12 protein-coding genes are annotated in these 12,285 nt (G+C 70.0%); 7 read left to right on the top strand and 5 right to left on the bottom strand.

Annotated elements, in window-relative coordinates; translation table 11 throughout:
- Positions 1-86 precede the first annotated feature (86 nt).
- Together AB0I43_RS32110 and AB0I43_RS32105 are read left to right on the top strand one after the other, a co-directional pair.
- The gene (locus AB0I43_RS32110) at positions 87-398 is read left to right on the top strand and encodes a YciI family protein (RefSeq protein ID WP_357433174.1); all 312 of its coding nucleotides are present in this window, start codon (positions 87-89) and stop codon (positions 396-398) included.
- Positions 395-1,642, top strand: a complete 1,248-nt coding sequence (locus AB0I43_RS32105) for a sigma-70 family RNA polymerase sigma factor (RefSeq protein ID WP_356976372.1) — start codon at positions 395-397, stop codon at positions 1,640-1,642. Before AB0I43_RS32110 ends, AB0I43_RS32105 begins: the two co-directional genes overlap by 4 nt.
- Here AB0I43_RS32105 and AB0I43_RS32100 read toward each other — a convergent pair.
- Positions 1,630-2,721: a hypothetical protein gene (locus AB0I43_RS32100; RefSeq protein WP_356976370.1), complete on the bottom strand. Its 1,092-nt coding sequence runs from the start codon at positions 2,719-2,721 to the stop codon at positions 1,630-1,632. The two genes, AB0I43_RS32105 and AB0I43_RS32100, sit on opposite strands and share 13 nt — an antisense overlap.
- Positions 2,722-2,820: 99 nt before the next feature.
- On the opposite strand from AB0I43_RS32100, the gene AB0I43_RS32095 reads away from it, so the two are divergent.
- The gene (locus AB0I43_RS32095; protein ID WP_356976368.1) at positions 2,821-5,340 is read left to right on the top strand and encodes an excinuclease ABC subunit UvrA; all 2,520 of its coding nucleotides are present in this window, start codon (positions 2,821-2,823) and stop codon (positions 5,338-5,340) included.
- Position 5,341: 1 nt separating this feature from the next.
- Here the strand turns inward: AB0I43_RS32095 and aat are convergent, their stop codons facing one another.
- Complete coding sequence (gene aat / locus AB0I43_RS32090; protein WP_356976366.1) at positions 5,342-6,079, bottom strand: leucyl/phenylalanyl-tRNA--protein transferase; 738 nt, start codon at positions 6,077-6,079, stop codon at positions 5,342-5,344.
- A 201-nt stretch (positions 6,080-6,280) separates the two neighbouring features.
- Between aat and AB0I43_RS32085 the strand changes: the two genes are divergently transcribed.
- Positions 6,281-6,454 (top strand): hypothetical protein, encoded by a 174-nt coding sequence (locus tag AB0I43_RS32085; RefSeq protein WP_356976364.1) that lies wholly within the window; start codon positions 6,281-6,283, stop codon positions 6,452-6,454.
- 9 nt (positions 6,455-6,463) lie between these two features.
- On the opposite strand, the gene AB0I43_RS32080 is transcribed toward AB0I43_RS32085, so the two are convergent.
- Positions 6,464-7,915 (bottom strand): amidase, encoded by a 1,452-nt coding sequence (locus AB0I43_RS32080; protein WP_356976362.1) that lies wholly within the window; start codon positions 7,913-7,915, stop codon positions 6,464-6,466.
- Positions 7,916-8,271: 356 nt separating this feature from the next.
- Here AB0I43_RS32080 and AB0I43_RS32075 point away from each other — a divergent pair, with 356 nt between their 5' ends.
- Positions 8,272-8,637, top strand: coding sequence for a DUF2834 domain-containing protein (locus tag AB0I43_RS32075; RefSeq protein WP_356976360.1), 366 nt, complete (start codon positions 8,272-8,274; stop codon positions 8,635-8,637).
- Here the strand turns inward: AB0I43_RS32075 and AB0I43_RS32070 are convergent.
- Positions 8,613-9,992 carry a hypothetical protein gene (locus AB0I43_RS32070; protein WP_356976359.1) on the bottom strand — a complete coding sequence of 460 codons (1,380 nt, stop codon included), beginning with the start codon at positions 9,990-9,992 and terminating at the stop codon, positions 8,613-8,615. The genes AB0I43_RS32075 and AB0I43_RS32070 overlap by 25 nt on opposite strands.
- An 8-nt stretch (positions 9,993-10,000) precedes the next feature.
- Positions 10,001-10,570 carry a helix-turn-helix domain-containing protein gene (locus AB0I43_RS32065; RefSeq protein WP_356976358.1) on the bottom strand — a complete coding sequence of 190 codons (570 nt, stop codon included), beginning with the start codon at positions 10,568-10,570 and terminating at the stop codon, positions 10,001-10,003.
- A 111-nt stretch (positions 10,571-10,681) separates the two neighbouring features.
- On the opposite strand from AB0I43_RS32065, the gene AB0I43_RS32060 reads away from it, so the two are divergent.
- Positions 10,682-11,986 (top strand): glycosyltransferase family 87 protein, encoded by a 1,305-nt coding sequence (locus tag AB0I43_RS32060; RefSeq protein ID WP_356976356.1) that lies wholly within the window; start codon positions 10,682-10,684, stop codon positions 11,984-11,986.
- Positions 11,874-12,272: a VOC family protein gene (locus AB0I43_RS32055; protein WP_356976354.1), complete on the top strand. Its 399-nt coding sequence runs from the start codon at positions 11,874-11,876 to the stop codon at positions 12,270-12,272. The genes AB0I43_RS32060 and AB0I43_RS32055 overlap by 113 nt, the downstream gene beginning before the upstream one ends.
- The last annotated feature ends 13 nt before the right edge of the window (positions 12,273-12,285 follow it).

Below are 12,285 nucleotides of genomic sequence, written 5' to 3'. Positions count from 1 at the left end.
CCATGGTGAAGTACGTGCTGCTGATTCATTCCAATCCCCGGCCGTGGGGGCATCCGACCAGTGATTATCTGCCGGAGTATCGAGCGATGTCACAGGAGGAGCGGGATCGGGTGAACTCCGATTTCGAGAAGTTGCTGGGTGAGATGCAGGAGAAGGGTGAGTTGCTCACCGGGGAGGCGCTGGGAGCGCCGGAGTCCGCCCGGCTGTATCGGTGGGGTGCGGGGAAACCGCTGGTGACCGATGGGCCGTATTCGGAGGCCAAGGAGCATTTGGCGGGGTTCTTCCTCATCGATGTCGAGAGTCCGGCGCGGGCGGAGGAGATCGCCGCGCAGTTCGCCGGGCCGGGCGAGACGGTCGAATTGCGGCCCGCGATGTGGCCGGGTGGCGACGACCAGTGAGTGAGCGGGCGGTGCAGGACGCGTGGCGCCGCGAGTCTCCGCACGTCCTGGCCGCCCTGCTGCGCCGGCACGGCGATCTCGGTGACTGCGAGGACGCCGCGCAAGAAGCGGCCGAGGCGGCCACGGCGCAATGGGGTCGCGACGGGGTGCCCGCCGATCCGCGCGGATGGCTGATCACCGTGGCGTCGCGGCGTCTGATCGACCGGGTGCGGGCCGACCGGGCCCGCACCCGCCGCGAGGAGGCGGAGGCCGCGGCCCAGCCGGGTGACGCGCACCTCGCGCCGCCGGTGGATCAGACAAGCACGGCCGAGGGCGCCGACATGCTGCGGATGCTCGTGCTCTGCTGCCATCCGAGCCTGAGCCGCTCCTCCCAGGTCGCGTTGACGCTGCACGCCGTCTGCGGTCTGACGACGGGCGAGATCGCCGCGGCCTACCTCGTTCCGGCCCGCACCATGACCCAGCGGCTCACCCGGGCCCGCGCCACCCTGCGCTCGGCGGGCGCGGTGTTCGAGTTGCCGAGCCGGACGGAGTTGCCCGCGCGGATCGCCTCGGTTCTCGATGTGTGCCATCTGCTGTTCACCGAGGGGCACACCCGATCCGGCGGCGGCGTCCTGGTGGACGGCGGCCTGGCCGCGGAGGCGATCCGTCTCACCCGCCAATTGCATTGCGCCATACCCGATCATGACGAGGTCGCGGGCGCGCTGGCGCTCATGCTGCTCACGCACTCGCGCGCGGCGACCCGCACCGCGGGCGGCGATCTCGTCCCGCTGGCCGAGCAGGACCGCTCCCGCTGGGATCGGGACATGATCGCGGAGGGCACCGGCATCCTGGAGCGCGTCCTGCCGCGCGGCCACGTCGGCCGCTTCCAGTTACAGGCGGCGATCGCCGCGGTGCACGCCGAATCCCCCACCTGGGAGACCACGGACTGGCCGCAGATCAGCGTCCTCTACGGCATGCTGGACCGGGTGGCGCCCGGCCCGATGGTGACGCTCAACCGCGCCGTCGCGATCAGCATGACCGCCGGCCCACAGCAGGGCCTGGAGCTGATCGCGCCGCTGCTCGACCATCCGGCGATGGCACGCCATCACCGCACCCACGCGGTGCGCGCACACCTGCTGGAACTGCTCGGCGAGCGCGCCGCTGCCCTCGACAGTTACCGGCGCGCCGCCCAGCTCACCACGAGCGTCCCCGAACAGCGCTACCTCAACGAGCGGGCGCGCCGCCTCGCCGATCAGGCGGCGTAGCGCAGAATCGCCGCCGCCCGCGCGCCGCCGGGAACGTCGGCACCGCGAACTGCCAGCACCCGGCCACCGGAAAGTATTGTGCGGCGCGAGATTTCGTTCAGGACGCCGGGTTCCTCGGCGCTGTCGGTGATCGAACCGTCCGCGGCCAGCCCACCCGCGACGACCGCGTCGATGTCGACGAACAGGGTGTGCACGGTGCCGTAGGTGGCGGCGCGGGCGACGTCGGCGAGATCGATGACGCCGCGGCCGTCGCTGCGCCGCAGCTCGAATTCGGCGCGCAGTTCGGCGAGTTCGGCGGCGTAGTACTCGTCGAGCACGGTGCGCGCGGCGGCGGCGAGGTCGGCGTCGGAGAGGTGCTCCGGGTTTCCGGGGATGCTCTCGGGCAGCAGGTGCGGATAGGTGTTGACCGAGCGGAAGAGTCCGGCGGTGGGCTCGGTGGCGGCCAGGATCAGCGGAATGTCCAGGCCGGTGAGGACTCCGCGCAGGGCCTGGTCCACCGCGCGGCAGTACTGGCGGATTCGCACTTTACGGCCTTCGTCGCCCTGCAACCGCCCGCGCGCGCTGCGGCCCAGCGGCGGCAGCGACAGATAGTCGAGCATGTTCGCGGGCAGACCGGCCACCGCGGCGTCCTGTGCGGGCTGGTCGGCGGTGACCTCGATCAGGCGCACCGCGTTCTCCGAGAGCGCCAGCACGAAGGCCGACTGCGGGAAGGTGGTCGTGCGCAGCAGCGGCTGGATCAGGAACCGCTCGCCGACGGTGGTCGCGGCCTCCAGCCTGCTCGGCACCCGGTAGGTGATCAGCTGCTCGGGCGTGGCGAAGATCGCCAGGGTGCGCGATTGGAAGCGCCAGTAGTCCTCGTCGGAGAGCAGGTCGTCGAATTCGTCGGCCAGCGCGGCATGCGCTTGCTTGTCGGTGACTGCGTCCAGGGCGGTCTTCACCTGGTTCTCCACCGCGACGCGGTTCTTGTCCGGGGCGGGCGTCTCGACCTCGGTCGGGGTGTAGAGGGATACGCACCACGGGCCGGAGCGCCGGGCCAGGGCCAGGATCTCGCGCTGCGTCGGGATATCGGTATGCAACATGCTGTGTCCTCCACGGAATCGGTGGTGTCAACGAGCGCCTGCCCAATGGTAGCCATTATGTTGCTGCAACCGATCCCCGAGTGCGGGCACAATGGCTGGATGGCACCCGAGCAGGAGCTCGACCAGTACGTCCGCGTGCGCGGTTCCCAGGTGCACAACCTGCGGGCCGTCGATGTCGACGCCCCGCGTGACGCGCTCGTCGCGTTCACCGGGGTCTCCGGTTCGGGAAAGTCCTCGCTGGCTTTCGGAACCATCTACGCCGAGGCCCAGCGCCGCTATTTCGAATCCGTCGCACCCTATGCTCGCAGATTGCTGTTGCCGACCGGAGCGCCGAAGGTCGACGACATCACCGGATTGCCGCCCGCCGTCGCCCTGCAACAGCGGCGCGGCGCGGGCACCTCGCGGTCCACCGTCGGCACGGTGACGACGCTGTCGAACCTGCTGCGCATGCTCTTCTCCCGCGCGGGCACCTACCCGGCGGGGGCGACCGAGCGGCTGGACTCCGACGCCTTCTCCCCCAACACCGCCGTCGGCGCCTGCCCGGAGTGCCACGGGCTGGGGCGCGTGCACCGGATGACCGAGGAGACGCTGGTGCCCGACCCGTCGCTGACGATCCGGGAGGGCGCGGTCGCCGCGTGGCCCGGCGCCTGGCAGGGCCAGAACCTGCGCGACATCCTGGTCACCCTCGGCTACGACATCGACAAGCCGTGGCGCAAAATCGCCAAGGCCAAACGGGATTGGATCCTGTTCACCGACGAGCAGCCGACCGTCACCATCGACCCGCGGCTGCATCCGGTGCAGGCCGAGTACTACTACAACGGCACCTTCTCGAGCGCGGAACGCCACGTCCGGCACACCCTGGCCAACTCGCAGAGCGCCACCATGCGCCGGCGGGTGCTGCAATTCGTCGACAGCATCGACTGCCCGGTCTGCGGCGGCTCCGGGCTGCGGCCCGAGGCGCTGGCCGTCACCTTCGCCGGGCGGACGATCGCCGACTACATCGCGCTCTCCCTCACCGATCTCGCCGAGGCCCTGCGGCCCGCCGCCGACCGCGCCGAGGCCGCCGCCGCGTGGGAATCCACCGAATCCGGTGAACTCACCGAGGTCGCCACCCTGATCGCGGCGGATCTCGTCGCCCGCATCCAGGTGCTGATCGATCTCGGCCTGGGCTATCTGAGCCTGAATCGTCGCACACCGACGGTGTCGCCGGGCGAATTGCAGCGGCTGCGCCTGGCGACCCAGTTGCGCGCGGGACTGTTCGGAGTCCTGTATGTGCTCGACGAACCCTCCGCGGGCCTGCACCCGGCCGATGCCGAGCCGCTGCTGGACGTGCTGGATCGCCTTCGGCGCGCGGGCAATTCGCTGTTCGTGGTCGAACACGACATGGATGTGGTGCGGCGTGCGGACTGGATCGTCGACGTCGGTCCGGGCGCGGGCGAGCAGGGCGGGGAGGTGGTCTACAGCGGGCCGGTCGCGGGTCTGGCCGCGGCGACCGCGTCGGTGACCCGGCCCTATCTCTTCGATGATCGCCCGCGCAGCCCACGGCCGGTGCGTACGCCCGCGGGCACACTGCGGTTGCGCGGCATCCGATTTCACAATCTGCGTGATCTGACGGTGGAGGTGCCGCTCGGGGTGTTCACGGCGGTCACCGGCGTCTCCGGGTCCGGCAAGTCGACGCTGGTGTGCAAGGTGCTCGGCGACGTCGTCACCCGCCACCTCTCCCCCGGCGGCGAACCGGCCGAAGCCGAAGACTCCGCCGCCGACCCGGATGCCGCGCTCATCGATCTCGATCAGGACGCGAGCATCGGGGTCCGCGCCGACGGACTCGACGTCGTCGACCGTCTGGTGACGGTGGATCAGCGTCCGATCGGGCGCACACCTCGGTCGAATCTCGCCACCTACACCGGCATGTTCGATGCCGTGCGACGGGTGTTCGCCGCGACCGACGAAGCGCGCCGCCGCAAATGGAGCGCGGGGCGGTTCTCCTTCAACGTCGCCGAGGGACGCTGCCCGACCTGTCAGGGCGAGGGCTTCGTCGCTGTCGAATTGCTGTTTCTACCAGGCACTTACGCGACCTGCCCGACCTGTCACGGGGCGCGCTACTCCGAGGAGACGCTCCAGGTGCGCTATCGCGACCGCACCATCGCCGACGTGCTCGCGATGACCGTCGACGATGCTTCGGAGTTCCTCGCCGATCTGCCCGGCGCGGCGCGCAGCCTGCGCACCCTGCGCGAGGTCGGCCTCGGCTATCTGCGCCTCGGGCAGCCCGCCACCGAACTCTCCGGCGGCGAGGCGCAGCGCATCAAGCTGGCCACGGAATTGCAGCGCGCTCGCCGTGGTCACACCCTCTACGTGCTCGACGAACCGACCACGGGGCTGCATCCGGCCGATGTCGAATTGCTCGAACGGCAGCTGCACCATCTGGTCGACGCGGGCAACACCGTCGTCGTGGCCGAACACGATATGACCGTGGTGGCGGGGGTCGACTGGGTGATCGATCTGGGGCCGGGCGCGGGCGAGGGCGGTGGGCGCGTGGTGGCCGCCGGGACGCCCGCGCAGGTGGCCGCGGCGGCGGGCAGCCGGACGGCGCCCTACCTGGCGGCCCGTCTGGCGCGGTGACTCACGCCGGTAAATGTCTGGGCGAGTGCGGAACCGGGAGGTCGAAGCGCCAGGGGCCGGGTAGACCGGGGCGGGCGGCGGCCTCGGTGTGCAAGCGCAGGTAGTCCGCGCGCGGGACATCGACGGCGCCGAGCGAGGAGAGGTGGTCGGAGGTGACCTGGCAGTCGATCAGGGCGAATTCCCAGGCGGCCAGTTGGGCGCAGAGCCAGTACAGCGCGATCTTGGAGGTGTCGCGGGCCCGGGAGAACATGGATTCCCCGGCGAACGAGCGGCCCGACGCCACGCCGTAGAGGCCGCCGACGAGCTCGCCGTCGCGCCATACCTCGACCGAGTGCGCGTGACCGAGCTGATGCAGGTGCAGGTACGCCGCTTGCATGTCGGAGCCGATCCAGGTTCCGGTCTCCTGGGGGCGCGGTGCGGCGCACTGCGAAATCACCTCGGCGAAGGCGTGATCCATAGTCATCGCGTAGTCGCCGTTCGCGACGGCTCGGCGATGCGATCTGGTGACCCGCAGACCGGCCGGCAGCAGGATGCTGCGCGGATCCGGGGAGTACCAGTGGATCGTCTCGCCGGGGTTGTACCAGGGGAAGATGCCGGCGGCGTAGGCGCTCAACAGCCGCCGCGGCGACAGATCCCCGCCCAGCGCCAGCAACCCGGACGGATCCGCGAGGTCGACGGCCGGGAAAGGCTGGTCCGCATCGGCCAGGTGCATCGACATCAGGTCGGTAGCGTCGGTCACCGGACCGACATTACCGATCCGATCGGATCGGGGCCGTCCGGTAGACAGCCTGGTCAGGCTGTCTACCGCGATCTCGCGCGGACGCTGAATCAGCTGTGGCACTTCACAACCCGGTTGACTTGTCTGTCGCCGCTGACGTAGGGATATTTCATAGCGAATCCCCAAGACGGTCCGCCGTCGCTCGAGAGGCCAGGTAGTTCCATGATCAGCAAACCCGCTCGCTCCCTCACCGTCGCCGCCTTCGCGGTGTCCGCCATCGCCCTGAGCGCCGGCCCCGCCGCCGCGGCCACCACCCCCACCGCGACCCCCGTCGGCTCGGTGACCCTGTGCTTCAACCTGCCCCTCGGCCCGGCCAGCGTCAGCATCTGCCTCTGACCGGCAGCGCTACCTCGGTGGCTGGAAGCCGCCGATCTCTTGTTCGAGGAGCTCGGCCAGCCGTAACGGGGTGCGGTCCTCGAACATCGGGCCGATGAGCTGGACGCCCACGGGCAGGCCGTCGGGTGAGCGCCCGGCCGGGATGGCGGTGGCGGGCAGGCCAGGCATGGTCGCCACACCGGCCCAGACGAGTTGGTCGAAGTAGGGGTGGGGCGTCCCGTCGATGTCGAGCACGCGGTCCAGCGGGTTGGGGTTGTGGTCGTGCGGGAACGCGGGCGTCGGGGTGATCGGGCACAGGACCACGTCGAATTCGGTGAAGAGCTGACGCCAGCCGTGGCGGTGCAATTCGCGTCGGCCGGCGGCTTCGAGCCACTCCCCGTGGGTGAAGAGCATGGCGCGCAGCCGGGTCGCGTCCAGACCGTGGTCGTCCGGGCTCAGGGCGGCGGCCTCGGCTCGTAGTTGCTCGTGGGCTGCGACGGGGAAGCGTGCCACCGAGCCCGAGAACAGCAACTGCTTGTACAGCGTCGCGGCTTCGGTCGGGTCGGGCAGCAACGGGCTGTGCCGTTCGACCCGGGCCCCGGCGGCGATCAGAGCGTCGGCCACCCGGTGCACGCCCGCCCGCACCGCGGATCCGGTGGGGATCAGGGGGTGGTCCTCGAGGACGAGCACGCGGAAGTCCGCCAGCCGTTCTTGCCGCGGCGGCGGGAGCGTTACGGTGTAGGCGACGCCGTGGGTGAGGGGGTCCGGCCCGGCCATCACGTCGAGCAGCAGCGTGAGATCGCGGGCGGTGCGGGCCATCGGGCCGACGACGGCGAGATCCAGCTCGGTCGGCAGGGCCGGGACGTCGGGGGCGGTCATGCCCCGGGTCGCCGCCAGGCCGAGAGTCGGCTTGTGGGCGTAGATTCCGCAGAAGTGCGCGGGGGTGCGCAGTGAACCGGCGAGGTCGGAGCCGAGGGACAGCGCGCCGAATCCGGAGGCCAGCGCCGCGGCCGAGCCGCCGGAGGACCCGCCCGAGGTGCGCGTGTGGTCCCACGGGTTGCTGGTGGTGCCGTGGATCTCGTTGAAGCTCTGGATATCCTGCAACCCCAGCGGCACATTGGTCTTGCCGAGTATGACCGCGCCCGCCGCCTTCAGCCGCGCCACCTGCACCGCGTCCGTGCTCGGGACGTGGTCCGCGTACTGCGCCATGCCCCAGGTGGTGGGCAGCCCGGTCATGTCGTAGCACTCCTTGACCGTCACCGGAATCCCGAGCAGCGGCCGATCCTCCCCACGGGCGCGGGCCTGGTCGGCAGCGTGGGCGGCCGAGCGCGCACGCTCGAAGTCCGGCACGCAGATCGCGTTGATCGCCTGGTCGGCCTGCTCGATCCGGGCGATCGCCCGCTCGGTGAGTTCCACCGAGGTCACCTCGCCGCCACGCAGGGCGGTGGAAAGTTGTTCGACCGAAAGAAAATCCCAATTCATGAGTCGCAAGCTATTGGGCTGGTCGAGGGGGCATAAAACGCTGATTTACACAACGAAAAAGGCCCCTGCCAGCGCTCTCCGGCACTGAATCGGCGGCGCACGCAGGTCACAGCGTCGCAGCTGGTCGCTGCCTCGGGGCAAGCCACACGCCGCGGTTTCGCACAACGGGATCGATGTCTCAGTATCGACCCACCACTGCGCTGATGTGCCCGGCGGAAATCTGCGCGTCCCCGGCCGGGGGCACCGTCAGCGGGCCACGTGGCAACTCGGCCACATAGTCTTCGGGGAAGCCCGACGGATCGATCTGACCGATCTCGCCGGCGCAACCGACACGATCACGACCCCGAGGAGTCCCCATGATCGAGCCCACCACGCAGCGCTGGCGGCAGCGCAGCCTGATCGCGATCTTCATCGCCTCGTTCCTCACCCAGAACGCCATCGCTCTGCCTTACGTGCGAGCCAATGGGCCGAAGTCGGCGGCGGATTTCTTCGTCGGCGACATCCACAAAACCGTCCCCGGGCGCTTCGCGATGACGGACCTGGCCTTCGTGGTCGTGGGCTTCCACGTGTGGGCGTTCGCCGAAGCCCGCCAGCTCGGCATCATCCGCTGGTGGCTGGCCTCGTTCGCGCTGACCTTCGCCGTCGGCATCGCCACCGCGATCCCGTTCTTCCTGCTGGCCCGGGACCGGGCGCTGGCTCACGGGAGCAGCAGGCCCCAGTAGATCGCCCAGATCGTGAAACCGGTTCCGCCACCGACGATCAGCGCCCAGCGGAGCCGCGCCACCGTGCCCACGCCACGCAGTGTGCGCGGTCCCCGGGCGACGACGAACCCCAGCGCGAGAACCGCCGACACGGCGAGCAGTTGCAGCGCGAGCCACGGCAGGGTGCGACCGGCCAGCAGCGGCCCGAACGAGGTGGCGCGCGTCGACAGGACGACGCCGAGTTGCGCTACGGCGCCGACGATTCCGAGCACGGCGGCGATCAGGAGCACTCGCGCGGGCCGGGGATTCGGCAGCCGCCACCGCCGGACGAACCCGGTCAGGGCATAGCCGGCGAAGGCGAGCAGTGTCCCGCCCAGCAGGGCCAGGTGCACCGGGACCGACTCCCACCAGCGCAGCGGTTCGAGCGCGCTGACCGGATGTGTTTGCGCGGCAGGCGCATCCGCTCGCGCGGTGTCGGACGAGCCGGGCAGTCCGGTCACCCAGTCGCCGAGCAGTTCGGCGTAACCCGGTGCGAGATCGGGCAATCGGTCGAAACCATCGGTGGTCCGGTGTCCGGCGTGCTCGGCGCCGGGCAGGGTGACCAGGGTGTAGTTCCGTTTTCCGACTCGGTCGAACGCGGCCCGAAAACCGCGCAGGCTGTCACCCGGCGGGGTCAGCCGGTCCTTCTCGCCCCAGATGGCGAGCACCGGCTGGGTGAGGCGCTCCAGCACCGGGGTGGGGTCGTAGTCGGCCTGCGCGAACTGCCCGCCGCCGACCAGCTGGCGAATCCCGTTGCGCGCCAGCACATCGACCATCGAGCCGCGCACTCCGGCCAGGGCGAACCTGGTTTCGTTGGCCCAGTTCTGCTGCGCCGCCGGAGCGCCCGCGTTCGCGCCGACGGTGATCAGGAAGGCGACCTCGCCGGAGCGCGCGGCCGCCATTGGCGCGACCCAGCCACCCTCGGACAAGCCCCACAGGCCGAGGCGGGCCGGGTCGACCTCCGGGCGGCCGCGCAGCGCGGCGACACCGGCCAGCGCGTCCTCGGCCAGCAGCGGATAGTCGCGGTGGGCGGGCGTGTAATCCTCGGTGCGCTTGGCGTAGCGGAGCGCGACGACGCCCGCGCGGGCGAAGGCCGCGGCGATCTGGTCGTAGTGCTCGCCCTGTCCGTCGCCTGACCCGTGGACCAGCACGACACCGGGAAGACCCCGAGCGTCCGCCGGTGCGTGCACCGTGCCGGTGGTGGTGCTGCCGTCACCGCGCGGGAAAGCGATATCGGCCGTGGTGGTGGGCTGTTCCGCGTGTGCGGGCGGCATGGCGCCCCACACCGCGGCGAACAGGGCGGCGAGCGCCGCGAGGCGCCGGATGATCGACAACATGAGGGGTCCTACTCGGTGGGTGCCGGAAAGGCCAGGAAGCGGGTCAGCACCCGCCGGGTGCCCGGGCGGTCGCGGTCGTGGGTGGCCTGAAAGTTCTTGAGCAGCCGCAGATAGTCCTCGAAGAACTCCGACAGTTCCGCGGGTGTCGCATAGACCGCGCCGCGGGAGAAGGGCATGACGTCGGCCCAGTCGCCGAGGTCCGCGCGTTCGGCCTGGAACCGCTGGAACATCTCGACGTCTTCGGCGATGTGCTGGGCGAACAGCCCCTCGAGCAGTTCCCGCAGCTCCGGCGAGGTCTCCTGAGTCACGGTGTAGCGCAGGTCTTTCGGCGGCGACCGCCACCACCGCTCCTTCCCCTTGGCCAGCTCCGGCGCCTCCTCGATGAACCCGTGCTCGGCCAGCCGGCGCAGGTGGTAGCTCGTCGCCCCCGTGTTCTCGCCCAGCCGGGCGCCCAGGGCGGTGGAGGTCGACGGACCGTTTTCGGCCAGGGCGCGCAGGATGCGTTGCCGGAGCGGATGCGCCAGCGCGCGCAGGGCGGCGGAGTCGGTGATCTCCCGCGGCGGTACCTCGTCGGTCATAGTTGCAGAATATTCTTTGCAACACAGATTTTGCAACTCAAATTCTGCAACTTGCCGGGTCTGGAACGCACAGGGCCGCTGGGTGTTCCACGACCGTGTACCGTTCCGCAGGTGCTCATTCGTCGCCCGGAGCGCAGCGTCGCCCCCACCACCGCCGACCTCCTGAAGCTGGTCCTGTGGCCGCTAGCGCTGCTGACGATCGCGAACCGCATCGTCATCAAGGCCGGCAACGGTCACGTCACCGACGACTTCAGACCCGTCTACGCCGCCGCGCGGGCATTCCGCGAGCACCTGCCCGTCTACACCGCGAACTTCGATTCCACCGACCCGCACTATCTGTATCCGCCGAGCGGCACCCTGTTCCTGGCCCCGCTGGCGTTCTTCGACCACGATCACGCGCGATGGGTGCTGATCCTGGCGAATGTCGTCGCGATCGTTCTCGCGTGCTATCTACTGCTGCGGCTCTTCGGATTCCGGGCGTCGTCGGTGGCCGCCCCCCTGCTCCTGGTCGCGATGTTCGCGTCGGAGAGCGTGACCAACACCTTGGTCTTCACCAATATCAACGGCTGCCTGCTGCTCGCCGAGGTGCTCTTCCTCCGCTGGCTGCTCCACCGGCACGATCTGCTGGCCGGTGCCGCGCTCGGTGTGATGATCGCGGTGAAGATCACGCCGGGGGCATTGCTGCTCATCGCACTGGCGCGCGGGCAGTGGAAGGTGGCCGTCGGCGCGCTCGTGCTGCCGTTGCTGCTGCTCGGCATCGCCTGGCCGCTGTCGGCCGATCCGGTGGCGTTCTTCACCCACACGATGCCCTACCTGTCGGAAACCCGCGACTACTTCAACAGCGCGATCGTCGGGAACGGGGCGTATTACGGTGTCGCGGACTGGCTCGTCTGGCTGCTGCGGCTCGCGGTGGCGGCCCTCGTCGGCCTGACCCTGTGGCTGCTCTACCGCGACCACCGCGACGACGAACTGTTCTTCGTCTGCACCGCCTCCGGTGTGCTGCTGCTCGGGACGTGGCTGCTCAGCTCGCTCGGCCAGATGTACTACTCGATGCTGCTTGCGCCGTTCCTGATGACCGTCGTGCTGCGCGATTCGGTACTGCGGAACTGGCCCGCGTGGCTGGCGGTCTTCGGTTTCCTGTCCTACGACAAATGGCTCTCGGACCGCTGGCCCAGCGTCGGCCGCGACCTGGAGTATCTGCGCGTCACCTTCGGCTGGGGCCTACTGCTGCTCGTCACCTTCTGCGTGCTCGGCGATCGCTATCTGGCCGCCCGCCGTGCGACGGCCGGAATACCCTCATCGGGTGCATCTGGAATTGGTGACGATCATCGTCGACGACTACGACCCGGCGATCGAGTTCTTCGTCGAGACACTGGGATTCGAGCTGGTCGAGAACTCGCCGGCGCTGACGACTGACGGACGGCCCAAGCGCTGGGTCGTCGTGCGCCCGCCCGGTGCCGCAACCGGAATCCTCCTCGCCCGCGCGGACGGGGATGTGCAACGCGCCGCCCGGGGGCAACAGGCCGCCGGGCGAGTCGGGTTCTTCCTCCGAGCCGCCGACTTCGACGCCACCTACCAGCGATTCCTGGAAGCCGGAGTCACTTTCGTGGGCGAACCGCGCACCGAACCCTACGGCCGGGTGGCGATCTTCCTCGACATCGCCGGCAACCGGTGGGACCTACTCGGCCCCGCCGCGAGGTGAATACGAACCCCGA

The sequence above is a fragment of the Nocardia sp. NPDC050435 genome, assembly GCF_040655395.1.
GTDB lineage: Bacteria > Actinomycetota > Actinomycetes > Mycobacteriales > Mycobacteriaceae > Nocardia.
Note: the sequence above shows the minus strand (reverse complement) of the source record. Positions and strands in the feature narration are given on the sequence as shown.

Bases quoted from the DNA above. Each gene is read 5' to 3' on its own strand.
- AB0I43_RS32110 (WP_357433174.1), top strand. From the start codon at position 87: ATGTCACAGGAGGAGCGGGATCGGGTGAACTCCGATTTCGAGAAGTTG.
- AB0I43_RS32100 (WP_356976370.1), bottom strand. From the start codon at position 2,721: ATGTTGCATACCGATATCCCGACGCAGCGCGAGATCCTGGCCCTGGCC.
- AB0I43_RS32095 (WP_356976368.1), top strand. From the start codon at position 2,821: ATGGCACCCGAGCAGGAGCTCGACCAGTACGTCCGCGTGCGCGGTTCC.
- AB0I43_RS32085 (WP_356976364.1), top strand. From the start codon at position 6,281: ATGATCAGCAAACCCGCTCGCTCCCTCACCGTCGCCGCCTTCGCGGTG.
- AB0I43_RS32080 (WP_356976362.1), bottom strand. From the start codon at position 7,915: ATGAATTGGGATTTTCTTTCGGTCGAACAACTTTCCACCGCCCTGCGT.
- AB0I43_RS32075 (WP_356976360.1), top strand. From the start codon at position 8,272: ATGATCGAGCCCACCACGCAGCGCTGGCGGCAGCGCAGCCTGATCGCG.
- AB0I43_RS32070 (WP_356976359.1), bottom strand. From the start codon at position 9,992: ATGTTGTCGATCATCCGGCGCCTCGCGGCGCTCGCCGCCCTGTTCGCC.
- AB0I43_RS32065 (WP_356976358.1), bottom strand. From the start codon at position 10,570: ATGACCGACGAGGTACCGCCGCGGGAGATCACCGACTCCGCCGCCCTG.